Origin of the sequence: Paraburkholderia sp. BCC1886, assembly GCF_900996245.1 — a bacterium.
GTDB lineage: Bacteria > Pseudomonadota > Gammaproteobacteria > Burkholderiales > Burkholderiaceae > Paraburkholderia.
The window spans coordinates 185,322-209,793 of sequence record NZ_CAAJGK010000041.1 but is presented as its reverse complement, the minus strand read 5'-3'; the positions used below and the strand labels follow the sequence as shown (position 1 = coordinate 209,793).

17 protein-coding genes are annotated in these 24,472 nt (G+C 63.5%); 7 read left to right on the top strand and 10 right to left on the bottom strand.

Annotated features, from left to right (window positions below; translation table 11 throughout):
- Positions 1–13: 13 nt before the first annotated feature.
- Complete coding sequence (locus FQ746_RS10775; protein WP_144109260.1) at positions 14–3,658, bottom strand: response regulator; 3,645 nt, start codon at positions 3,656–3,658, stop codon at positions 14–16.
- Positions 3,659–3,943: 285 nt separating this feature from the next.
- Between FQ746_RS10775 and treA the strand changes: the two genes are divergently transcribed.
- Positions 3,944–5,752: an alpha,alpha-trehalase TreA gene (treA, locus tag FQ746_RS10770; protein ID WP_144109258.1), complete on the top strand. Its 1,809-nt coding sequence runs from the start codon at positions 3,944–3,946 to the stop codon at positions 5,750–5,752.
- Between the two features lie 109 nt (positions 5,753–5,861).
- Here the strand turns inward: treA and katE are convergent, their stop codons facing one another.
- Both katE and FQ746_RS10760 read right to left on the bottom strand, forming a co-directional pair.
- The gene (gene katE, locus FQ746_RS10765) at positions 5,862–7,973 is read right to left on the bottom strand and encodes a catalase HPII (protein WP_144109256.1); all 2,112 of its coding nucleotides are present in this window, start codon (positions 7,971–7,973) and stop codon (positions 5,862–5,864) included.
- 172 nt (positions 7,974–8,145) lie between these two features.
- Complete coding sequence (locus tag FQ746_RS10760; RefSeq protein ID WP_144109253.1) at positions 8,146–8,667, bottom strand: Lrp/AsnC family transcriptional regulator; 522 nt, start codon at positions 8,665–8,667, stop codon at positions 8,146–8,148.
- Between the two features lie 189 nt (positions 8,668–8,856).
- Between FQ746_RS10760 and FQ746_RS10755 the strand changes: the two genes are divergently transcribed.
- Positions 8,857–9,873, top strand: coding sequence for a 1-aminocyclopropane-1-carboxylate deaminase (locus FQ746_RS10755; RefSeq protein ID WP_144109251.1), 1,017 nt, complete (start codon positions 8,857–8,859; stop codon positions 9,871–9,873).
- Here FQ746_RS10755 and FQ746_RS10750 read toward each other — a convergent pair.
- A complete protein-coding gene (locus FQ746_RS10750; protein ID WP_186310691.1) occupies positions 9,854–10,768 on the bottom strand; it encodes a LysR family transcriptional regulator in 915 nt (304 codons plus the stop codon). The two genes, FQ746_RS10755 and FQ746_RS10750, sit on opposite strands and share 20 nt — an antisense overlap.
- A 132-nt stretch (positions 10,769–10,900) precedes the next feature.
- Between FQ746_RS10750 and FQ746_RS10745 the strand changes: the two genes are divergently transcribed.
- Positions 10,901–11,626: a pirin family protein gene (locus FQ746_RS10745; protein ID WP_144109247.1), complete on the top strand. Its 726-nt coding sequence runs from the start codon at positions 10,901–10,903 to the stop codon at positions 11,624–11,626.
- Between the two features lie 98 nt (positions 11,627–11,724).
- Here FQ746_RS10745 and FQ746_RS10740 read toward each other — a convergent pair whose 3' ends face one another.
- From FQ746_RS10740 to prpR, 4 genes are all read right to left on the bottom strand, one after another.
- Positions 11,725–12,879 (bottom strand): alkane 1-monooxygenase, encoded by a 1,155-nt coding sequence (locus FQ746_RS10740; RefSeq protein ID WP_144109245.1) that lies wholly within the window; start codon positions 12,877–12,879, stop codon positions 11,725–11,727.
- Between the two features lie 331 nt (positions 12,880–13,210).
- On the bottom strand, positions 13,211–14,803 hold the full coding sequence (ahpF, locus tag FQ746_RS10735) for an alkyl hydroperoxide reductase subunit F (RefSeq protein WP_144109243.1): 1,593 nt from the start codon (positions 14,801–14,803) through the stop codon (positions 13,211–13,213).
- A 158-nt stretch (positions 14,804–14,961) separates the two neighbouring features.
- Positions 14,962–15,525 (bottom strand): alkyl hydroperoxide reductase subunit C, encoded by a 564-nt coding sequence (ahpC, locus tag FQ746_RS10730; RefSeq protein ID WP_144109241.1) that lies wholly within the window; start codon positions 15,523–15,525, stop codon positions 14,962–14,964.
- A 136-nt stretch (positions 15,526–15,661) separates the two neighbouring features.
- Positions 15,662–17,671, bottom strand: coding sequence for a propionate catabolism operon regulatory protein PrpR (gene prpR, locus FQ746_RS10725; RefSeq protein ID WP_144109239.1), 2,010 nt, complete (start codon positions 17,669–17,671; stop codon positions 15,662–15,664).
- Positions 17,672–17,883: 212 nt separating this feature from the next.
- On the opposite strand from prpR, the gene FQ746_RS10720 reads away from it, so the two are divergent.
- From FQ746_RS10720 to FQ746_RS10710, 3 genes are all read left to right on the top strand, one after another.
- Entirely contained in the window at positions 17,884–18,780 is an 897-nt protein-coding gene (locus tag FQ746_RS10720) for an oxaloacetate decarboxylase (protein WP_144109237.1), read from the top strand.
- Positions 18,781–19,117: 337 nt separating this feature from the next.
- Positions 19,118–20,557, top strand: a complete 1,440-nt coding sequence (locus FQ746_RS10715) for an MFS transporter (protein ID WP_144109235.1) — start codon at positions 19,118–19,120, stop codon at positions 20,555–20,557.
- A 188-nt stretch (positions 20,558–20,745) separates the two neighbouring features.
- Positions 20,746–21,399 carry a cation diffusion facilitator family transporter gene (locus FQ746_RS10710; protein WP_260853973.1) on the top strand — a complete coding sequence of 218 codons (654 nt, stop codon included), beginning with the start codon at positions 20,746–20,748 and terminating at the stop codon, positions 21,397–21,399.
- A gap of 28 nt (positions 21,400–21,427) precedes the next feature.
- Here the strand turns inward: FQ746_RS10710 and FQ746_RS10705 are convergent, their stop codons facing one another.
- Complete coding sequence (locus FQ746_RS10705) at positions 21,428–22,312, bottom strand: 2OG-Fe(II) oxygenase (protein WP_144109233.1); 885 nt, start codon at positions 22,310–22,312, stop codon at positions 21,428–21,430.
- An 80-nt stretch (positions 22,313–22,392) separates the two neighbouring features.
- Positions 22,393–22,872, bottom strand: a complete 480-nt coding sequence (locus FQ746_RS10700) for a nuclear transport factor 2 family protein (protein WP_144109231.1) — start codon at positions 22,870–22,872, stop codon at positions 22,393–22,395.
- Positions 22,873–23,088: 216 nt separating this feature from the next.
- Here FQ746_RS10700 and FQ746_RS10695 point away from each other — a divergent pair, with 216 nt between their 5' ends.
- A complete protein-coding gene (locus FQ746_RS10695; RefSeq protein WP_144109229.1) occupies positions 23,089–24,459 on the top strand; it encodes a DUF2325 domain-containing protein in 1,371 nt (456 codons plus the stop codon).
- Positions 24,460–24,472 lie beyond the last annotated feature (13 nt).

Genomic DNA, 24,472 nt, shown 5'->3' with positions numbered 1-24,472 from the left:
GACCCGTGTTCCCTTAACGTTGCCGCAACCAGACGCGGCACAACGCAACCAGCTTGTCGACGTCGATCGGCTTGGACACGTAGTCGTCGGCGCCGGCTTCGAGGCAGCGGGTGCGGTCGTTCGCCATCGCCTTCGCGGTCAACGCGATGATCGGCAGATGCGCGAAGCGCGGGTTACGGCGAATCTCGCCCATCGCGGTAATGCCGTCCATCTCCGGCATCATGATGTCCATCAGGATGAGATGCACTTCGGGGCCGTTTTCCAGCACTTCCAGCGCTTCGCGGCCGTTACGCGCGATTTCGAGTTTCGCGCCGAGCGGCTCCAGCACGTGCGACAGCGCGAAGATATTGCGCACGTCGTCTTCGGCCAGCAGGATGGTGCGGCCTTCGAAAGCGTTGTCGCGCTGGCGCACGGTGCGCAACATGCGCTGCTGCTCCGGTGCGAGCGACGACTCCACGCTATGCAGGAACAGCGTCACTTCGTCGAGCAGCCGCTCGGGTGACTTGGCCCCCTTGATGATGATCGACTTCGAATAGCGGCGCAGACGGTGTTCTTCTTCGTCCGACAACATGCGGCCGGTATAAACGATCACCGGCAGTGCGGCATGCGCGGTGTTGCCGGCGAGGCGTTCCAGCAGGTCGTAGCCGGTGCCGTCGGGCAGCGCGAGGTCGGTCACCACGCAATCGAACGAGAACTTGCCGAGGTATTCGAGCGCCTCCGACAGCGTGGCCACCGCGACGATCTCGGTGTTCTCGCTTTGCAGCAGCGCGCGGATGCTTTCGCGCATCGCCGCGTCGTCCTCGATGACCAGCACGCGTTTGAGGCGTTGTTGCAGGCGCGTTTCGAGGCGGCGGATCGCCGCTTCCATCGTGCTGCGCGCCGTCGGCTTGAGCGTGTAGCCGATCGCGCCGAGATGCAGCGCCTTGTCGGCGTGGTCGGTGGCCGACACGATGTGGATCGGAATGTGCCGCGTGAGCGGATCGTTTTTCAGCCATTCGAGCACGGTCAATCCGGAGCGGTCCGGCAGACCGACGTCGAGCAGGACCGCGGCCGGGCGCATGTCGCGCACCAGCGCGAGGCCGCTCGCCGCATTGCTGGCGTGCACGAAGTCGAAGTCGAGTTCGTGCGTGAGTTCGCGCAGGATTTCGGCGAAGGCCAGATCGTCTTCCACCGCGACGATCAGGCGGCCCACGCGCGTGCGGTTGTCGCGATCGTCGGCGATCGGGCCGCTGGTCGGTTCGGGCGGATTGCCGGCACTCAGACCGTTGGCCGGCGTGATGACGGCCGGCTGGCCGTGGCTGGAAACGGCGGCCGGGCGCACCAGCGGCGGTTCGGCCGCCGATTGCGCACGGGACAATGACGACGACAGCGACGAAGACAACGACGACAACGAAGCGGACGTGCCGGCCGCAGGTTGCGCGGTGACCGCATGACCGAAGCCCGGCGTCGCGGCATGACCGCTGACGCCGTTCGCACCTTGGGCGCCCAAGCCCACATTAGCCAGCGCCGCTTCGCCGTCGAGCGGCAGCCACAGCGTAAACACGCTGCCCTTGCCCACTTCGCTCGCCACGGTAATGCGTCCGCCCAGCAAACGCGAGAACTCCCGCGAGATGGACAGACCCAGACCGCTGCCGCCGTATTGACGGCTGGTGGACCCGTCCGCCTGCTGGAACGCTTCGAAGATCATCTCGAGTTTGTCGGCCGGAATGCCGATACCCGAATCGCGCACGTCGATGCGCAGCATCTCGCCTTCGGCCGGCGCAACCGACAGCGCCACTTCACCGCGCTCGGTGAACTTCACCGCGTTCGACAGCAGGTTGCGCAAAATCTGCGTCACGCGCTGACCGTCGGTGACGAAGGTATCGGGCGTGCCGGGCAAGCGCTCGAAAGCCAGCTGCAGGTGCTTGGTCTCCGCGAGCGGCCGGAACATTTCCTGCAGCGATTGCAGCGTCGCATCTACCGACACCGTTTCCAGTTCGACCGTGACCTGACCCGCCTCGACTTTCGACAGATCGAGAATGTCGTTGATCAGCACCAGCAGGTCGCTGTTGGACGCGTGAATGGTTTCGGCATAGCGCACCTGTTCGTCGCTCAGGTTGCCAGTGCGATTCTGTTGCAGGAGTTTGGCGAGGATCAGCGAACTGTTCAGCGGCGTGCGCAGTTCGTGCGACATGTTGGCGAGAAACTCGGACTTGTAGCGGCTCGACTGTTCGAGACGGGCGGCGTTGGCCGCGAGGTCGTCCTGTGCGCGCAGCAGGTCGGACTTCTGCCGCTCCAGACGCTGTGCGTACTCTTCGAGCTGGACGTTGGTCTGCTCGAGTTCGGCCTGTTGCGACTCCAGACGCGTTTGCGAATCCAGCAGCGCGCGACCGCGTTCCTCGAGTCCTTCGTTGGACACGCGCAACTCTTCCTGCTGCACCTGCAGTTCTTCGTTCAACTGCTGGGTCTCGGCCAGCGCGTCCTGCAGACGCTCGCGATACAACGCCGCTTCGATGAAGTCGCCCATGCTGTTCGCGATCAACTCCATGAATTCCTGGTCGCGCGGCGTCAAGGCGCGGATCAGACCCAGCTCGACCACGCCGTTCACCTTGCCGTCGTTTTCGATCGGCATGATGAGCAGATTGCGTGGCGCGCTGCTGCCGGTAGCGGACATTACCCGCACGTAATTCTCGGGGACATCGCGCAGCACGAGGATGCGGCGCGCGACGGCCGCCTGGCCGATCAGCGATTCCGATTCCGCGAAATTGCGCGCGGCGGCCTGCTCGCTTTCGCGGCTGAAGCCGTAAGCGGCGACACGGCGCAGCGTGCCATGCTGTTTGTCGCGCACGTACAGCGCGGCGACGGCGACGTCGAGATATTCCGCCAGGAAATCGAGCATGGCCTGACCGACCAGCGGCGGGCTGGTCTGGCCGACCACTTTCTCGGCCAGCAAGCGCTGCCCGGAGCGTAACCAGACCTGCTGCTGCAGCACGTCGTTCTGTTCGGCCTGCTTTTGCAGCACGCCGTCGTAGGTCGACGACAGGCCCAAAAGTTCGCGCCGCCCCACCCACGCGAGCAGGCCGCTCACGCTCAGACTGAACAGCAGAAATACGCCCACCAGCGTGACGGTGACGCGGCGCGTCGCCTCGGAACGGTCCTGCCGCAAGCGCAACTCTTCGTTGAGAAAGTCGCTGAATTCGCGGCGCGTTTCATCGAATTCGATCTTGCCGCGCCCGCTCGCGACGATGCTCTCGTAGTCCTGATGACGCCGCCGCGCGTCGATGATGTCGTCGGCGTAGCGCGTCCAGCGCGCCTGAATCGCCTCGATCTGCTTGAGCTTTTCGACTTGCGGGGGGTTGTCGGAGACCAGTTGCTGAAGCGCCTGGATTTCGGCCGTGAATTTCGGGCCGCCCGTTTCGTAGGGCTCGAGAAAGCTCTCGTTGCCGGTGATCAGGAAACCGCGCATGGAGGATTCGCGGTCCACCGCGAGCCGCATCATTTCATTACCGGAGCCGATGACACGCTCGGAATGCTCGGCCCAGTTCATCGTCGACACGAGATAGGCGATCAAGCCGATGAAAACGGCGATCGTGACCAGACCGACAACAAGGGGTAGAGCGATGTTGCGGCGGATGATGCTGCGAAAACGGTGTTGATCGACGGCCTGAGATGCGGTCATTTTTTCTGTCTTCGGCTCTGAATCGAATGGGTTTCGGAAGATTTTTCGGATTTACTGCCTGCGTTTTTTATTTTTTCGCGACGGCGGTCATCATAACCGATGGGGGCTTTCTTTTCCCCCTATGAATGCATTTCGGCCTTGCTGGGCGGGGCATCCAGACCGAACACCGCATGCCGTCCGCGAGCGTTTTAATCTTTGTGCGGCGCAACTTTGCGGTGCGAACAGGAGTCAATCGTGCGAGGAATGTTACGCCCTCTTCCGAGCCACACTCCTAACCGGTAGCCGATGACCTATTCCGCTTCTCTCCAACCCTCTCGCGCACCCTTGCGCTGCGCACTCATCGCCGCGTGTGTCTGGCATGCGTCGCTTTCGTTTGCGGCGCCCTCCGCGCCCTCCGAGCAAGGCGCGTCCACGACCGTCGCGCTGCAGGTTCAGCCGCCGAGTCAAGCCTCGCCCGTCGTGCCGGTGCCGCCTTCGGAGCAATATGCAACGCTCTATCGCGATGTCGAACTCGCGCATCTCTACCCCGACAGCAAGACGTTCGCCGACATGGTTCCGCTCTCGCCGCCGCCCCGGATCGCCGCCGCCTACGCCCTGGCAAAACAGCAGGCGGGCTTCAGTCTCGCCGACTTCGTCAAGCGCAACTTCACGCTGCCCGCGCGCGCGGCCAAATCGTATGTGTCCGATCCGAACCAGGACGTGGTCGGCCATATCGACACACTGTGGAACGTGTTGCGTCGCGAGCCCGATGCGAACGCCAGCCCGTGGTCGTCGCTGCTGCCGCTGCCGAATCCGTACATCGTGCCGGGCGACCGCTTCGACGAGATCTATTACTGGGACTCGTACTTCATCATGCTCGGCCTCGAAGAGAGCGGACAGCACGCGCTGGTCGTCGACGAACTCAACAACTTCGCGACCCTGATCGACCGCTACGGCCACATTCCGAACGGCAACCGCACGTACTATCTGAGCCGCTCGCAACCGCCGTTCTTCGCGCAGATGGTGCAACTCGTCGCGCAGAAAGACGGCGATGCCGTGTACGCCCGCTATCTGCCCGAATTGCAGCGCGAATACGCGTACTGGATGGACGGCAGCAACGGTCTGGCCGCGGGCCGGGCCAGCAAGCACGTGGTGCGTCTGCCCGACGGCACGCTGCTCAACCGCTATTGGGACGAACGGAGCGCGCCTCGCGACGAGTCGTATCGCGAAGACGTGCTCACCGCGCAGCAGACCCCGCAACGCGATGCCGCGGACCTGTGGCGCAATCTGCGCGCAGGCGGAGAAACCGGCTGGGATTTCAGCTCGCGCTGGTTCGCGGACGGCAAGACGCTCGCCACGGTGGACGTCACGTCGCTTGCGCCCGTCGACCTGAACAGTCTGATGGTGGAACTCGAACGCACGCTCGCCAAAGCCTATCGCGTGACGGGCGATGCGACGCACGCCGAGAACATGGAGCAGCGCGCCGCCACGCGTGCCGAGGCGATCCGCAGCAAGTTGTGGGACCCGCAACTGAAAGCGTTCGGCGACTATGACTTCGTGCATGGCACGCTCACGCACCGGCTGACGGCGGCGACGGTTTATCCGCTCTATGCGGGGGTCGCGAGCCGGCAACAGGCGAGAGAGGTCGCCGCGACCGTGCGCCGCGAATTGCTGCGGCCAGGCGGGCTTGCCACGACGCAGGTGAATAGCGGGCAGCAATGGGATGCACCGAACGGTTGGGCGCCGCTGCAATATCTCGCGGTGCTCGGCTTGCGGCGGTATAGCGAGCCCGAACTGGCGCAGACCATCGCGACGCGCTGGATCAAAACCAACGTCGCCTACTATCAGCGCACCGGCAAGCTGGTCGAGAAATACGACGTGGATGCAACCTCGCCCGGCGTAAGTGCGGGCGGCGGCGAGTATCCGCTGCAGGATGGGTTCGGCTGGACCAATGGCGTGTTGCGCGCGTTGCTCGTGCTGTATCCGCAACCCGCGCAAGCCGCCCGGCCTGCCGATATTCCGGAAGGGCCGGCGGGTGTGTCGGCGGCGGCGGCTTCGGCGGCGGCTGCGCCGAAGAATTCGCATCGGCTGCAGGGAACCGAGGTGAAGCCCTGAGTTTCTGCGCAGTGCCCGGCGTAAGCCGGGCGCAGACGTAAAAAAACTGGCCGGTTCGCACCGGCCAGTTTCACGTGATACCTACGTCGTACTGCGGGCTACCCCGGCATCACGCCGGCACACTCTCGGCAAGCGCCGCGCGCGACCACACGCGATGCTGTTCGGCGACCTTGATGAACGCCTTCAGCACATCGGCGGCCTGCTTGTCGTCGCCCGTTTCGACGCCGTCGGCATTGGCCGGCAGATGCGCCGCGCTCAACACGTCGCGCCCCGCGCCGATGGCAGCAATCGCCTTCAGATGCTTGAACGCCTCGAGCACGAAGTGCCGCGCATCGCCCGACTGCGCGAGCGTCTTCGCACCAGCTTCGCCGCCCACTACGATTACCGCGTCGAACATGATCGATGGCAAGCCCGCAATCGTCGCATCCGGCGCCATGCCGTCGATCGCAGCGAGTGTCGGCGCAATCAGCATGGGCGAAGCGCCCTCGCCTTTCAACGCCTGTTGCAGCTTCTTGATCGCGGCGCCATCCGAACCGGGCGCGGCCAGCAAGGCGATTTTCTGCGTCTTGATACCGGGCTGCACGCGGTTCAGCAAGCTCAATGCCGGCGATGACTTAGGGCCGGTGAGCTTGGCCGTGCCTTTCTTCGGCGCCGGCAATCCAAGCCCTTCGGCAACCGTGGCCGCGAGGTCCGCATCGAAATTCGCGAGAATCTCGTTGACGACGCGTGCACGAATCTCGGGCTTGGTGACCTTGCCGAGTTCGAACTGATAAGCCGCGGCAATATGGTCTTTCTCGGGCTGCGACATGCTGTTGTAAAACAGCGCCGCTTGCGAGAAGTGATCCGCGAACGACTCGCTGCGGACGCGAATCTTCGTCCCGTCCACGCGTTCCTGATAACTTTCGAAGCCGCCGTCGGACGCCGCGGGCGGTGTTTCCTTCGGCCAGCCGCCGCTCAACGAATTCGGTTCGTACGAAGCCTGACCGACGTTGATCGCCTGCCGGTGCATCGCATCGCGCTGATTGTTGTTGAACGGCACGACCGGTCGGTTGATCGGAATCTCGTGGAAATTCGGGCCGCCCAGACGGCTGATCTGCGTATCGGTGTACGAGAAAAGACGCCCTTGCAACAGCGGATCGTTCGAGAAGTCGATACCCGGCACGACGTGCCCCGGGTGAAACGCGACCTGCTCGGTTTCCGCAAAGAAATTGTCCGGGTTGCGATTGAGCGTCATCTTGCCGACGATCTTCACCGGCACCAGTTCTTCCGGGATCAGCTTGGTCGGATCGAGCAGATCGAAGTCGAACTTGTGCTCGTCTTCTTCCGCGACGATCTGCACGCCGAGTTCGAATTCGGGGAAATCGCCCTTTTCGATCGACTCCCACAAATCGCGGCGGTGAAAGTCCGGGTCTTTACCGGCGAGTTTCTGCGCCTCGTCCCACAGCAACGAGTACGAGCCCAACACCGGACGCCAGTGGAACTTGACGAAGTGTCCCTTGCCCTCGGCATTGACGAAGCGGAACGTGTGAATGCCGAAGCCTTCCATCAAACGCAGGCTGCGCGGAATTGCGCGGTCCGACATCGTCCACAGCACCATGTGCGCGGACTCGGGCACGAGCGACACGAAGTCCCAGAAGGTGTCGTGCGCGGAGCCGCCGGTCGGCATTTCGTTGGGCGCCTCGGGTTTCACCGCGTGCACGAAGTCCGGGAACTTGATGGCGTCCTGAATGAAGAACACCGGCATGTTGTTGCCGACCAGATCGTAGTTACCTTCCTGCGTGTAGAACTTCACCGCAAAACCGCGCACGTCGCGCACGGTATCGGCCGAGCCGCGCGGGCCCTGGACCGTGGAGAAGCGCACGTAGACCGGGGTCTGGACCGCCGGATCCTGCAGAAAGGCCGCCTTGGTGTACTCGCCGAGCGACTCGTACACCTGGAACACGCCGTGCGCGGCCGAACCGCGCGCGTGCACGATGCGCTCGGGAATACGCTCGTGGTCGAAGTGCGTGATTTTTTCACGCATGATGAAATCTTCGAGCAGCGTCGGACCGCGCGGACCGGCGCGCAGCGAGTTCTGGTTATCGGAGATCTTGACGCCCTGATTGGTTCTCAGCGCCTGGCCTTCGGGACTGACGCGAAACTGTTCGAGGTCTTGCGATTTCGGATCGTTGGCCTGCGTGGGGGTCGCTGCGGCTGTCTGCTGATTTGTTTTTCCTGCCATGGGGATTGGCTCCTTGTGTGCTAAGACTCCTCCAGGAAACAGCAAGGGTTGTTCCCGCAGGTTCGCTCGTGGCCAGGCCCGGCGCTGTCACCCGCCAACCCGTGTTCGAGCCAGAAATTGCCGACCGGCGGCGCTTCGCAAAATGCGGGCCGAGTTGAAAACGGCCGTGTAATTACAGCGGAAACTTCGTGGTCGACAGAATCTCCTTGAGCACCATGAACGAACGGATTTGCCGCACGCCGGGCAGATACAGCAACTGCTCCGCATGCAGACGATTGAAGCTCTCGCTGTCGCGCGTGCGAACCGTCATGAAGTAATCGAACTCGCCAGTTACGACGTGGCACTCCATGCACCCCGCGACATTCTGCGCCGCTTTCTCGAATTCGGCGAACGACTCGGGCGTCGAGCGATCCAGCACCACGCCGATGATCACCAGCATGCCGGCGCCCGCCGCTTTCGGTTCGATGAGCGCGACGACGCCGCGAATCAATCCGGTTTCCTTCAGACGTTCGACGCGCCGCAAACAGGCCGGCGCGCTCAACTTGACCCTGGCGGCCAGCGCGACGTTGGAGATCGACGCATCGGTTTGCAATTGCCGCAAGATGGCCCGGTCGATGCGATCGAGCGACTGCGACGGCTCCGCCTTGCTGGCGGCGGACGTGGCTCGGCGGGTACGAACTTTTGTTGTGTTCATGAGTGTTTTAACGGAATTTTCGTTACGCAGGATAGCTTCTTAAGCTATTTAAACTACGTCTCGCGCATTTTTTTCGCAAGCTCATTTCAAGCCTCTTTCCCTAACATGGTTGCCACGTAACGGACTGCTGCCTGCTGCCTGCTGCCTGCTATCTGCCGTTCGCGACGATCCACTCACACCGGAGCTGCCATGGACCTGCAACGATTCCCCCGCTACCCGCTCACTTTCGGCCCGACGCCGATCCAGCCGTTGAAGCGCCTGTCCGATCATCTCGGCGGCAAGGTGCATCTGTATGCAAAGCGAGAAGACTGCAACAGCGGTTTCGCCTTCGGCGGCAACAAAACCCGCAAGCTCGAATATCTGATTCCTGAAGCGTTGGCGCAGGGTTGCGACACGCTGGTCTCCATCGGCGGCATTCAGTCGAACCAGACGCGTCAGGTGGCCGCGGTCGCCGCGCATCTCGGCATGAAGTGCGTACTCGTGCAGGAAAACTGGGTCAACTATTCGGACGCGGTGTACGACCGGGTCGGCAACATCCAGATGTCGCGCATTCTCGGCGCGGATGTGCGGCTCGTGCCCGACGGCTTCGACATCGGCTTTCGCAAAAGCTGGGAAGACGCGCTGGATAGCGTGCGCGCCGCCGGCGGCAAGCCTTATGCGATTCCGGCGGGCTGCTCGGACCATCCGCTTGGCGGCCTCGGTTTCGTCGGTTTTGCGGAAGAGGTGCGTCAGCAGGAAGCCGAACTCGGCTTCAAATTCGATTACGTGGTGGTGTGCTCGGTGACCGGCAGCACGCAGGCCGGCATGGTCGTGGGCTTTGCCGCCGACGGCCGGGCCGAGCGGGTCATCGGCATCGACGCTTCAGCGAAGCCCGCGCAAACGCGCGAACAGATTACGCGGATCGCGCGGCAGACCGCGGAGAAGGTCGGACTCGACTACGACATCACGGCGAAGGACGTAGTGCTCGACGAGCGTTTTGGCGGGCCGGAATATGGGCTGCCGAATCCGGGCACGCTGGAGGCGATCCGGCTTTGCGCGCGGCTGGAGGGCGTGCTGACCGATCCTGTGTACGAAGGCAAGTCGATGCACGGGATGATCGAAATGGTCCGCAACGGCGAATTTCCGGCAGGCTCGCGCGTGCTGTATGCGCATCTGGGCGGCGTGCCGGCGTTGAACGGGTATAGCTTTATTTTCCGCGACGGTTGATCGCGTCGTTCGCCACACTCTTTGCAAGATGCTCGCGCAGATACGTGACGAACGCGCGGATGGTCAGCGAGCTTTGGCGATGCTGGGGATAAACCGCGTGCACGCTCATCGCGGCCGGCAGAAACGTTTCCAGCACGGGCACCAGCCGGCCGCTCGCCAGTTCATCCGCGACGATGAAATCGGGCAGCCGGATAATGCCCAGGCCCGCGACCGCCGCATCGCGAATCAACTCGCCGTTATTGGCGCGCAACGGCCCTTGCACCTCCACGTTCCGCGTGGCGCCGTCCACTTCGAACTCCCAGTTCACCGCGCCCCCGTGGCCGTAAAGAAGACACGCATGCCGCTGCAGATCGGCGGGGACGGTCGGCGTGCCGCGCCGCCGCAGATAACCCGGGCTGCAGCACACGACCATGCGCACCTCCACCAGCTTTTGCGCGATCAGCGTGGAATCCGGCAACGCGCCGATCCGTATCGCCATGTCGAAGCCTTCGCCGACCACGTCCACGGTCCGGTCGCTCAACTCCATATCGAAACGTACTTCGCCGTGTTCGCGCAGAAACGACGCGATTAGCGGCGACAGGTGCGTCATGCCGAACGACATCGGCGCGCTCACCCGCAGCAGGCCACGTGGTCCGGCGCGCCTGAGCGACATGGCCTGCTCCGCATCTTCCACCTCGCCGAGGATGCGCCGACCGCGTTCGTAGAACTCCTGACCGAGTTCGGTGACGGCCAGCTTGCGCGTATTGCGGATCAGCAACTGGACGCCCAGCGCCTCTTCCAGCGCCATCACGCGGCGGCTGACGAACTGTTTGGACAGCGCTAGCCGCAGCGCGGCCGCAGTGAAGTTACGCGCGTCCACCGTCGCGACGAAGATCCGGATGTCATCGAGTTGCATGCGTATTGTCCACTCCATGGCGACAGTGTTTCACTTTTCCGGCTGATTATACCCATCTGAATTGACCTAGAATCTCATTCACGGATCGCGGACAGACCGATGTCCGGATCGCACAACCCAAGGAGAAACAAGATGCTTGAAATCAGACACGCCAATCAACGCGGCCGCGCGGAGCACGGCTGGCTCAGTTCGCGTCACACGTTTTCCTTCGCCAGCTATCACGATCCGAAGCAGAACGGCTTTTCCGATCTGCTCGTGATCAACGACGACCGGGTCGCCCCGGCGCAAGGTTTCGGCAAGCACCCGCACCGCGACATGGAGATTTTTTCGTACGTGCTGGAAGGCGCGCTGGAGCACAAGGACACGATGGGAACCGGCTCGGTGATCGTGCCCGGCGACATCCAGTTGATGAGCGCCGGCACCGGCGTCGCGCACAGCGAATACAACCATTCGAAAAGCGAACCCGTGCACTTCATGCAGATCTGGATTGCGCCCGCGGAGAAAGGCACGACGCCGCGTTATCAGCAACGCCACTTCGGCGCGGAACAGAAGCGTGGCGTGTTGCGTCTGGTGATGTCGCCCGACGGCGCGAACGACTCGCTCGTGCTGCAGCAGGATGCACGGGTGTATGCCGGTCTGTTCGATGGCGACGAAACCGCGCGGCTCGAGTTGGCCAGCCACCGCTACGCCTATATTCACGTGGCACGGGGCAGCGTGACGGTGAACGGCGTGACGTTAGGCGAAGGCGATGGCGCACGGGTACGCGACGAGGAAGCGCTTACCTTCTCGCACGGTCAGGATGCGGAAGTGCTGGTGTTCGACTTGCGCGACAACGAAGTGTCGGCGTTCTGGGGCTAAGCGGAGGTTGCCGCGCTCGCGTTTAGCGTCGAGCGAAGACATGCAGTACTTCGTAGCACGCCGCCCTGAGCATTCAGGGCGGCGTTTTTTTCGTCGACTTACATGGCGGATTGCGCGAGCACACGATCGCGAATCGCCGGGCGGATATTGGCCTGCGCCATGTCGCCCTGGTAGTGCGCAATGACGCGCGGGTTCATCACCCGGAACCAGAGAGGCGGCACGTACGCGAACATGATCATCGTCGCGTAGCCGGACGGCAATTGCGGCGCGTGCTGAAAATGGCGCAGCGCCTGATAGGAGCGCGCCGGATTCGCGTGATGATCCGCGTGACGCTGCAGTTGATAGAGAAACAGATTGGTCACGACGCGATTGCTGTTCCACGAATGCTGCGGCTGACAGCGCTCGTAACGCCCGCTCGCGAGTTGTTTGCGGCACAGCCCGTAGTGCTCCAGGTAGTTGACGACCTCGAGCAGCGACGCGCCATACACCGCCTGGATCACCAGGAACGGCAGCACCGTCTTGCCGAACAATGCGACCATGGCCGCCCATAGCACGACGGTCATCGCCCACGAATGCAGCACTTCGTTGCGCCAGCTCCAGGGCGATTTGCCGAGGCGCTCCAGCCGATGCTTCTCCAGCCGCCACGCCGACGCGATGCTGCCGAACACCGTGCGCGGCAGGAAGCGCCAGAACGATTCGCCGAAGCGCGCGCTGGCCGGGTCCGGCGGCGTCGCGACGCGCACATGATGGCCGCGATTGTGTTCGACGAAGAAATGCCCGTAGCCGACCGGCGCGAGCGTGATCTTGGCGAGCCAGCGCTCCGTGCGATCGGTCTTGTGGCCAAGCTCGTGCGCGGTGTTGATCGACACGCCGGTCGCCGCGCCTAGCGACAACGCAAAGCCCAGGTAGTCGTACCACGTGAGCGCATGCGTGCCGACGATCCATACGGCGCCGACGAACGATACGTATTCGATGAAAGTCGCGAGATAGACGACGCGGCGGTAATAGCGCTCTTTCTCGAGCGTCGCGACGACGTCCTCGGGGGGATTGCTGGTATCGTCGCCGATCAGTGAATCGAGTACCGGGATGATGCCGAACACGAAGATCGGCCCGAACCACCAGAAGATGTGCCAGCCGCTCAGCAGCGCGAAGTTTGCCGCATGCAACGGCAAGGTAATGGTGAGCGCGCCGAGTAGCCACAGATAGCGCTTGCCGTCGACCCAGCGAGCCGGGGCCGCTTGCGATGTTGCCATTGTCTCCCTCCTTTTTTATGTCGCCTGGGTCCGCAGGGCTGCATCGAAATGACAGCGGGCGGCCGGCTTGACCAGCCGGCTGGACGTCGCGCCGACTGACGGAGTTATATGGCCTGACAGGTGGGATCGCCAAGGATTCTGGCCAGGTGCGCGGCTCCAAACATTCACGCGTTTAGCGAGGCTGTGACGACAGGGGTCGAGCGGCTGAATGAAACGGGTGTTTTTGGCGGTATTGAGAGGATGAGGAGAGGCGCGGTGCTTCTCCCAATGAAAAACGGCGGCCTTTTAAGGCCGCCGTTCATTCTGCCGACTAGCTAACTACTGACGCGAATCACGCGGTGGCTTCGACCTCGGCTTCGCTCGTGACCGTCTCTTCTTCGCTGTGGCGAATCAGGTGATCGAACGCCGACAACGATGCTTTCGCGCCCTCGCCGACCGCAATGACGATCTGCTTGAACGGCACCGTGGTGACGTCGCCGGCGGCAAACACGCCGGGCACCGACGTCGCGCCGCGTGCATCGACCACGATCTCGCCATGCTTCGACAACTCGACCGTGCCTTTGAGCCATTCGGTGTTCGGCACGAGACCGATCTGCACGAATACGCCTTCCAGCTCGACCGTTTTGACGTCGCCCGAACGAAGGTCCTTGTACACGATCCCGTTGACCTTCTTGCCGTCGCCGGTGACTTCCGTGGTCTGCGCCTGCGTCACGATGGTGACGTTGGCGAGGCTGCGCAACTTGCGTTGCAGCACTTCGTCGGCACGCAGCGTAGCGCCGAATTCCAGCAACGTGACGTGACTGACGATACCGGCCAGATCGATTGCCGCTTCAACGCCCGAGTTGCCGCCGCCGATCACCGCAACACGCTTGCCCTTGAACAGCGGACCATCGCAGTGCGGGCAATACGCGACGCCATGATTGCGATACTCGCGTTCGCCCGGCACGTTGATTTCGCGCCAGCGCGCACCGGTTGCCAGGATGATCGTCTTCGCTTTCAGCACGGCGCCGTTGGCAAGACGCACTTCGTTGATACGGCCGGGAATCAGCGCCTCGGCGCGCTGTACGTCCATGATGTCGACTTCATACGTCTTCACGTGCTGCTCGAGCGCCGTGGCGAACTTCGGTCCTTCGGTCTCCGTCACGGAGACGAAGTTTTCGATGGCCAGCGTGTCCAGCACCTGACCGCCGAAACGCTCGGCGACCACGCCCGTTGCAATACCCTTGCGTGCCGAGTAAATGGCCGCTGCCGCACCGGCAGGTCCGCCGCCGACGATCAGCGTATCGAACACCGGTTTGTTTTCGAGCGCCTTGGCGGCACGCGCGCCGGCGTTGGTGTCGAGCTTCGCGAGAATCTCTTTCACGCCGCTGCGGCCCTGGCCGAAGACCTCTCCGTTCATGAACATGGTCGGTACCGCCATGATCTGGCGCGCTTCGACTTCGTTCTGGAACAGCGCCCCGTCGATCGCCACGTGGCGGATACGCGGGTTGATCAGCGCCATCACGTTCAGTGCCTGGACGACTTCCGGGCAGTTCTGGCATGACAGCGAAAAATACGTTTCGAACTGATAGTCGCCGTCGAGACTGCGGATCTGTTCGATCACCGCGTCGTCGAGTTTGACCGGATGGCCGCCGACCTGCAGAAGCGCGAGGACCAGCGACGTGAATTCATGTCCCATTGGAATGCCGGCGAAGCGGATGCCGATGTCCTTGCCCGGCTCGCCGATCGAGAACGACGGCTTGCGCACGCTGTCGTCCGCACGCTCGATGACGGTGACGCGTTCCGACAACGTCGCGATATCGTTCAGCAATGCCCGCAGCTCTTGCGATTTGGCGCTGTCGTCGAGCGACGCGACGATCTCGATAGGCTTACTAACCTTTTCGAGGTACGTTTTCAACTGGGTCTTGAGGTTGGCATCAAGCATGGCTATTCGATTCCGTGACGATGGGTGTTGGGTTCCCGGTCCGGGCGCTTGCGGATAGCAGGCACCCGGACCGGGCACGTACGGCGCGCTGTGAAAAGCGTGCCGCACGTTCATGCGCCATGAGGCGCGTACTGCGAGAGGCGAATCTTGCTACTGGCTTAGATCTTGCCGATCAGGTCGAGCGACGGCGTGAGCGTGTCTGCGCCCGGCGTCCACTTCGCGGGGCAAACTTCACCCGGATGCGATGCGACGTATTGCGCAGCCTGCACCTTGCGCAGCAGTTCGCCTGCGTCACGGCCGATGCCGTTGTCGTGCACTTCGCTAAGCTTGATCTGGCCTTCCGGGTTGATCACGAACGTGCCGCGCAGTGCCAGACCTTCTTCTTCGATCAGCACGTCGAAAGCGCGCGAGATTGCCAGCGTCGGGTCGGCGATCATCGGGTACTCGATCTTCTGGATCGTGTCCGACGTGTCGTGCCATGCCTTGTGGGTGAAATGCGTGTCGGTCGACACGCTGTAGATTTCGACGCCGAGCTTCTTGAATTCGGCGTAGCGATCAGCCAGGTCGCCCAGTTCGGTCGGGCAAACAAACGTGAAATCGGCCGGGTAGAAAACGAAAACCGACCACTTGCCTTTCAGGCTTTCTTCGGTGACGGTCACGAAGTCGCCGTTGTGATAAGCCTGCGCCTTGAACGGTTGAACTTGACTATTGATGATCGGCATTTGCTGAGTCCTCTTTCTGAGTGGTTGGAAAGTTGGGCCAGTATGTCAGACGACGCTTAATAGGTAAAGCGGATTGTTCTTATGATGGTGATAGCCTGACGCTATTTACCGCCTGACTCGTGGCTATTGCAGCGGGTTACTGCGGCCCGTCATTTTGCATCAATCGCCAGAACGTGGTTCGGCCGATTCCCAACGCGCGACTGGCTGCGGCCCGGTTGCCGCCGGCCTGCGCCAGTGCGCGAAGCGCGTCCTCGCGGGTAGGACGGGGGCTCGGCGGCGTAGTGTCACGCACGATTCGCGACCCTGCCGGCTGATGCACGGCAATAGATCCGCTGTCCTCCGTGGCCTGCCGCATCCGCCCGAATTCCGGGAAAAGCGCCTGGCGATCGATCGACGGTTCGCCCGCTGACTCTCCAGCATAGCCTGGATAAATGGCGGCGCGAGTCAACAGATTGTCCAGTTCGCGCACATTGCCCGGCCACGCATACCGCTCGAACAAAGGCGCCATGAAGGTCAGGATCCGCTCGCTGGCCGCCTCCGACCAATCGGACAGACCATACTGGAACGCGCTGCGCCCCAACAGGTGCCGCGCCAGTTGCGGCAGGTCCTCCCGGCGCTCGCGCAGGGGCGGCAATGCTATCTGCAGCAGGTTGAGGCGAAAATACAGGTCCGCGCGAAACGCGCCCTGCTCGACCAGCACATGCAGATCGCGATGGGTCGCGGCGATTACCCGCACGTCGATGGGCGTGGCGCGTCCCGAGCCGAGCTTCATCACCTCGCGCTCCTGCAGCACACGCAGCAGACGGCTTTGCAACGCCGCCGGCATCTCGCCGATCTCGTCGAGAAAAATCGTCCCCGTATGGGCGATCTCGAACAGGCCCGGCTTGCCGCCGCGTCGCGCGCCAGTGAATGCGCCCTCCTCGTGACCAAACAGTTCGCTTTCGATCAGGCCTTCGGGCAACGCCGCGCAATTGAACGCGACGAACGGATTGCCGCGCCGCCGGCTGGCATTGTGGATGCCCTGCGCGACGAGTTCCTTGCCGGTGCCGCTCTCGCCGCTCAGCAGCACGGTGGCGTCGTGCGCCGCGCCTGCGCGCGCGAGCCGCCGCACCCGTTCCAGCGCGGCCGAAGCGCCGATCAGATCGTCCAGTTGATGCCTCGCGACCAGTTGCTTCGGCCGCTGGCTGGTGCGTAGCGAGCGGTCGATCCGTTGCGCCACCAGCGCATCCTGCACGGTCACCACGGCGCCGGAACGCGTGCCCTGCTCGACGATCGGCAGGCAGTTGACGATGAGAGCCCGCCCGCCGATCTGCTCGATGCGCTCTTCGACGGCGGCGTCGTGCTCGAGCGTGTCGCGCAGCCAGGGGCCGACCGCGCGCGTCACCTGGGCGGCCACGTCGGTTTCGCGCGTGAGCCCGAGCAGGTCGAGCATGGCGGGATTCACGGCTTCGAGTTGCCCGGCGGCGTCGAACGCGGCCACGCCGTCGCGCAGATGCGCGACGATCGTGTTCAGACGCACCCGCTTGGACTCTTTCTGGCGACTGACGCGCGCGAGTTCGACCGAGCGCTCGAATGCCTCTTCGACGGCACCGAGCGAATAGAGAAACACGCTGTCCAGCCCCGCTTGCTGCGCCAGATCGCAAGCCATGCCGGGGCCGATGACCACCTTGCATCCTTCGGCGGCAAGGTCCTGTACGGCGAGCCGCACCTCGTCGACGGAACGGTAGGCGCGCTGTTTCAACGGCACTTTCAGCCACGGCCCGAGATCGGCAAGCTCGTGCGAGATCGTTTCATGCAGAACGAGACCGACCGAAGCGCCCGGCCAGCGGGTGGTCGCGCGAGTCAGCGCGCTGAGCACGTCGAAGCCGTTCACCTTGACCATGACGACCGGAACGCTGAGGTTTTCGCGCAGGTAGGCGCCGTTCGAGCCGGCTGCCAGTACGACATCGACCGCACCGGCGTCGACATAATCCTGAAGCACGCTCACCGCCGCGCCGTAGCCTTCGCGAACCGGGAAAAACCTCGCTTGCCCCGCGTAGCGCGGTGCAACCGCTTCGCAAAGCGACTGCAAACGGCTGATACTCACCAGCGCAACGCCTGGTTGCGACGACGGCGGGATGGCAAACGACGGCGTGAAAGTCGACACGGCACAAGCTCCAGGCAAAAGCGAAACGTTCCAGAAACGTTTCACGAAACGTTCGCGTGCATTGTGCCATGTCGCGCCTCGTGTCGGCCGCAAACGCAAGCTGCTGATTCATGGACGAAAATCGCCGATCCTCATTAATGGCATGCAACCTGCAACAGGCTGGACGGACAAACCGCCGCCTCTTTTCAACCGATCATCGGAGACACCTCATCATGACCACTACCACCGCTGCCCGCCGCGCCGCTTTCCGCGCCAAAGTCGCCCAGCGCCAGGGCCTGCTCGTGCCGGGCGCTTTCAACGCAATGAGCGCGCGCGTTATCGAAGACGCCGGCTTCGAAGCCATTTACATCACGGGCGCCGGCGTCACGAACATGTCGCTGGGTCTGCCCGACCTGGGTTTCATCGGACTGGCCGAAGTCGCCGAGCACTGCGCGCGCATTCGCGACGCGGTCGCGCTGCCGCTGATCGTCGATGCCGATACCGGCTTCGGCAACGCGCTGAACGTACGGCAGACCGTGCGGGTGCTCGAGCGCAGCGGCGCCGACGTGATCCAGTTCGAAGATCAGGTCATGCCGAAAAAATGCGGCCACTTTTCCGGCAAGGAAGTCGTCGGTACGAGCGAAATGGTCGGCAAGATTCGCGCGGCCGTGGATGCCCGCGAAGACGGCAATCTGCAGATCATGGCGCGCACCGACGCGGCCGCCGTGCACGGTATCGAAGACGCCATCGAACGCGGCCATCGCTTCATCGAAGCGGGCGCCGACATTCTGTTCATCGAGGCCACCGAATCGCTCGCCGACATCGAGCGCCTGCCCGGCCTGTTCGACACGCCGCAACTGATCAACATCGTGATCGGCGGGAAGACGCCGGTGCAATCGCGTGAAGCGCTGGCCAAACTCGGCTACGGCATCGTACTGTACGCGAACGCGGCGCTGCAAGGCGCGGTGCTCGGCATGCAACGCGCGCTCGGCACGCTGCAGAAACAGGGTCGACTCGACGAAGACGCGACGCTGGTTGCGCCGTTCAGCGAGCGCCAGCGCCTCGTCAACAAGCCACTGTACGACAAGCTCGATCGCGAATACGCGGCGAAGGACTTAGCGACAAGGTAATCCGAACGACGACGGAAAGCGTCGCAATGGGCCGGTAAGGCCGGCCCATACGATGCAGCGTCGCGGATTGCGATACGATTCAGGGCTGGCGGCCCACGCGCCCCGTTTTTGACGGAGCACACCGCGTGGCCGCCCACGGCAAACCACCCTCTCATCGGTCGCTTGCGACTGCGCCCCCCGCGCATTCGCGACACCGCTCTTTTCCGAAAGGCCGTCGCAAGAACATGAAGTCCCAAGCATCGCGCGCGGCCTGGCCGTCCGCTCAAAACCTCGCCACCCGCACCGCCCGCCAAGTCCGCCACGCCCGCCACGTCCAGAAAACCGCGAGGACCGCGCGATGAGCACCGGCAACACGCGTCAATCCCATGTCGGCTGGCTGCCTTATATCGTCGCCGCGACGTTCTTCATGGAGTACCTCGACACCACGGTGATCGCTACCGCGCTGCCGCAAATGGCGCATTCGTTCGGCGTCGGCCCGAACAGTCTCAGCCTCGGCATGACGGCCTACATGCTGGCGCTGGCCATCTTCATTCCGGTGAGCGGCTGGGTCGCGGATCGTTGCGGATCGCGCACGGTGTTCTTCAGCGCGATTGGCGTGTTCACGGTGGCTTCGGTGTTGTGCGGGCTGTCGCAGAACGTCGCCGAATTTACCGCTGCGCGGCTGTTGCAAGGCATCGGCGGCGCGATGATGGTGCCGGTGGGCCGCCTGATCGTGGTCCGCAGCACCGAAAAAAGCAAAATGATGCAGGCGATTTCGACCATCACATGGCCCGCGATCGCCGCTCCCGTGATCGGCCCGCCGGTGGGCGGCTTCATCACCACCTACGCATCGTGGCGCTGGATCTTCCTGCTGAACGTACCGTTCGGTCTCGCCGCGATGGCCATCGCCCTCGCCATGGTGCCGAACCTGCGCGGCAGCGAGCGCAAACCGCTCGACATCGTCGGCCTGCTGCTGAGCGCGGCGAGCCTGACGGCCATCCTCTACGGCGCGGAACTGGCGAGCCAGGTGGGCGAAAGTCCGTGGGTAGCCGGCGCGCTCATCGTCGTCGGATTGCTGCTCGGGGTCGTTGCATTCCGGCATGCGAAGCGGCATCCGCATCCGTTGATCGACGTGTCCACGCTCAAGATTCCGACGTTCTCCGTCACCGTCGTCACAGGCTCGTTCACGCGCATCGGCATTGGCGCGGTGCCTTATCTGATGCCCTTGCTGTTTCAACTCGGCTTTGGGCTGTCGGCGTTCAAGTCGGGGCTGTTGCTGCTGGCAAGCGCCGTCGGCAACCTCGGCATGAAGGCGTTGACCACGCGCATCCTGCAGCGTTACGGCTTTCGCATGGTGTCGATCGTCGACGTCGCCGTGGCCGGCATTTCCATCGTCGCGTGTGGGTTGCTGACGCCGGACGTGCCGCTGCTGCTCGTGCTGTTCGTCGTGTTCGTCTACGGTGTGACGCGCTCCATGCAGTTTTCGACGCTGGCGACGCTCGCCTACGCCGATGTCGCGCCATCGCAGATGAGCGGCGCCAGCACGCTCTGGAGCGCCGCCGCGCAGATGACCATCGGCCTCGGCATCGCCTTCGGCGCGGTCTCGCTGCGCGCGGCGGCGTTTTTGAACGGCGAGAACACGGGGCGCCTGTTCACGCTCGCCGACTTCCGCCTTGCCTTCCTCTGCGCGGGTGTGCTGACACTGATTTCGGTGCTCGGCTATGTCGGCCTCGCCCACGATGCCGGACAAAGCATCGGCGGCGGATCGCGCAATCAGGAAGGGACCGCGAAGAGCTGACGTATCGACGAAGCGGGCCTGGGTGCGCACTTCGGCCCGCTTCGTCACGCGTCGATCGCGAACGCGGCTGTCATGCGCGTGCCACGATCGCCAAGTACCGTGCAGGGACAAAACGAACGGTCCCGACGCGATGCCCCTGTTTTTAGCGCACCTGACAAGCCGACTCGGCGCCAGCAAAAAAACCCACGGTGGCCGCCTTGTTTAAGGCCGCGTGGGTCAGCGTGCTCCTCAACGCGTTTCTGATGGCGATGCAGATCGTGATCGGCCTCTGCGCTCATTCCGATGGTTTGCTGGCCGACGGCGTCCACACAGCGAGCGATCTCGCGGCGGACGGCCTGGTGCTACTCGTCCTCTATTTCAGCTCGACACGGCGCGCCCACGTCCGCGCCGGAGATGGACCGCCCGTCGTCGCTTCGCTGCTGATTGCCGTGGTGTTGTGGGTGACCGCGTTTGAAATGCTCTGGCATAGCGTCACGCAGGACGCACCGCTCGATGCCAGCCCGCTGCTGCAAACCTGCGCGCTGCTCGTGAGCGGCGTCGTCATGCTCGCGAAGGAATCGCTGTTCCGCTATCTGCGCGCCGCCGGCCGCCGCAACGGCTCGTCGATCCTGCTGGCGAGCGCCTGGCATGCTCGCGTGGATGCGGTCTCCGCACTCGTCGCGACTTTGGGTCTGGCGGGCAGCATGGCGGGCTTCCCGATGCTCGATCACCTGGCTGGCGCTGCGATCGGCTCGATGATCATGCGGATGGGTTATGTCAGCGCCCGCGACGCGCTGAAACAGCTGTGGGCCGATTCGTCGACCGCGCATGGCGCCGGCGCGGCCCGTCAGACTTCGGAATGAGCGCCGGGCCCGGGCGGACCGGACAATCTCAACCGTAAGCGCGCTCGCGCATCCATTTGGTCATGATCCACTTGTCGCCGCCGAGCACGGGCGCGCCGCCGTGCAAGGTCAACGGATCGAGCTGGCGCTGACCGTTCATATAGCGGAAATACACCGCGCCGCCCTGCCGCGCCGCCACCGACACGCCCGCTTCCGGGAAAATCGTTTCGCCACCGTCCGGCACGTCGTTCAGATAGATCACCAGCGTCGCCACCCGTTGCCCGCCCTGCGCCGTATGCACCGAGCTGCCCGGCTGATCCGGCGGGAAGTAATCGAAATGCGGCTTGTACTCGCCGGTGGTGCCGTAATGCAGGATTTGCAGGCCTTCGCCATTCTCGACCGGCCAGTTCATCAGGCTGGAAATCCGCCGGTCCATCCGTGCGATGAAGTCGTCTTCGCCGCGCTGGTACCAGATGCCTTCGCTGGTCCGGTTGCGAATCACGTCTTCCTTGCCGGTGGCGGGATTGACCGTCGTCGAGCGTTTCAGACGATGCCGCGAGCGCTCGATCATCTCGTTGCACTCTTCGGCCGACAGCACGTCGCCGAACACGATGACCTGCGGCTTCTCGCAGCGCATCAAAACGCGCACGTCGCGGTCGTAAGCGTGAATCACATTACCGCTGGCGACCGGCATGGCGTCGTACTGATAAGCACTCGGCGCCGGTTTGGCCAGCACGGCTTCGGTGGCCGCGGCGCCGTGCGAGGCCGCGCCCGTCACCGCCAGGGTCAGGCCGAACGCCTTGCCGACCGCCGTTCGCGCGGCCTCGCCGGCGAAGCCGGCCTGCACCATCGCGTCGATCATCGAATCCATGCTGCAACCGCGCGATACGTTGCTGGACAACCATTGTTCCCATGAAGCATCGACTACTGGCATGACATGTCCCTGTTCATCGGATGACAAATACTCTATCAACTGCCGCGATGATAGCAAGCCGGCAAACCGCTGCTAACGCATCAGCCGCGCTGCTGCCGCTGCCGGTAGTGGTCGAGACCTTTCCGGGCCTGCGCGCGGATCGCCCGCTGCACCAGCGGCGACCAGCCCAGCAGCGTGCCTTTGAGGCCTAATGCCTGACGCGTCCACAGCCATAGATCGAAGCGGTCGCGATGTTCGGCGATCAGTCCGTCGCGGAACACGAACCGGGCGTCGATCCGGTTGACCACGGAACGGCCGGTCTGACTGAACAGATAGCGCGCGACCCAATGCGCGCTTCCCTCGCGTTCGTCGGCGACGACACGCTCGTAGCTCAGCGAGAAATTCTGCGCGCGGGCCACGAGCATTCGCCACATGTCGCGCACCGCCTCGCCGTGAAGCTCGCCGAAGGCCGGGTCGACGAAAATCGCGTCGTCCGTGTAGCAGGCGGCCATGGTCTGCGCATCGCGCTGCTGGAACGCCGTATAGAAGCGCTCGATCAATTGCTGATTGGGATGGCTCATTCGTTGATTTGTCTGGTTGACCCGAAGTGAAACCCGTGCGAAACGGATTGTAAGGGCTCGGACGGATCGCGTGCATCAGCCCGTCCTTTCGTTATATCCTCTCAGATATTGCGGTCGGCGTTTTCTGAGGTCTCGTCGTTTGCCCACCGTTATATTCCATTGAACATATCGCTTCCCATTCGATCAGCCCGACACCGGCCCGGTTTAGAGGATTTCATGCACACGCCCCCTTTCCGTCTTGCCCAGCCCTCGCGTCTGAAACTGTCCGGCGAAGAACTCGCCGGCACCGGCATGCGTGCGGCCGAGCCGTGCTGCTCGCAGGCGCAGGTATCGCTGCCGAACACCAACCGACGTGCGAAGCTCGCCGAACTCGACAGTCACCTGCATTGCTCGATCATCGGCACCTGTCTGAGCACGCATGAGTTGCGCAAGCTGGTACCCAGATTCACGAGTCTCGACCGGCGCGAGGCCAGCGATCTGGAGATCCACCACTCGGCGGTCGAACTCGCGATCGAAGGCGGTAGCGCCGCGAAGGCATTGCACAAGCTGCTCGACGAACACTACGCCGTCGCTATCCGCCGCTTCGAAGCGGCCGCCGATGAAGCTGCCCTGCTGGACCTGTGGGACGACGCATTGAAAAGCGGCGACATTCCGCCCGCTTACTGGGCTTTGATGACGCACCGCTACGCGACCATGCCGGTGCGCCAGAAAGCATTCGGCGATCTGCACATGCTGTCGCATCTGGTAGGCGCGGCCAATCGCGCGGACATCCGCCGGCTGGTTGCCCTCGAAGCCGATAACGCCGAACTGAAAGAGAAAATCGAGCGTCAGCAGGCCCGTATGCAGGAGCTGACGGCGGAGCGCGACGCGTCGATCGCCGCCTTGCAGAAGCAGGTCGAACAACTCGGCGCACAACTCGCGAGAGTCCTGCCCGCGAACGCAGATGCAGACGCAGATCCGGCAGAAACCGAATGGCACTCGCAGAAATTGCGCGACAAACTGCACGACGCCGATCAACGCGTCGCGCTGCACACGAGCCGCCGCGAAGCGGCCGAACAACGCGTATTGCAGGAACAGGAGTCCGCGCTGGCGCTGCGCAAGAGTCGCGATCAGGCCTTGTCGCTGCTCAGGCTGGTGCAAAGCGAATGCGACGCGCTGGAACGCGCGACCGTGGATACCGCCGAGCCCGCCGACTCGGGCGATGCACGCCGGGCGAGCCTCGCGTGGCTGCGCGACAAACGGGTGGTCTACGTGGGCGGCCGCCCCAATTCGAATGCCGCGCTCCGGCGGCTGGTGCAAGCGTCAGGCGGCGATCTGACGATTCACGACGGCGGCGTGGAAGACCGTAAAGGTCTGCTTGCCGCCGCGCTGCCGGGCGCGGATGTCGTCGTGTTCCCGGTCGATTGCGTCGATCACGATTCGATGAACACGCTCAAACGGGTTTGCGAACGTCATCAGATCGACTACCACCCGTTGCGCACCGCGAGCGTGGCGAGCTTCGTCGAATTGATGAGCCGCCTGCATGCCTCGGCACGCGTTCAACCCGGCGCCGCGCCGGCTTCGGCATTCTGTCTGCGGCATGGCTGAATGCGGCTTCGGC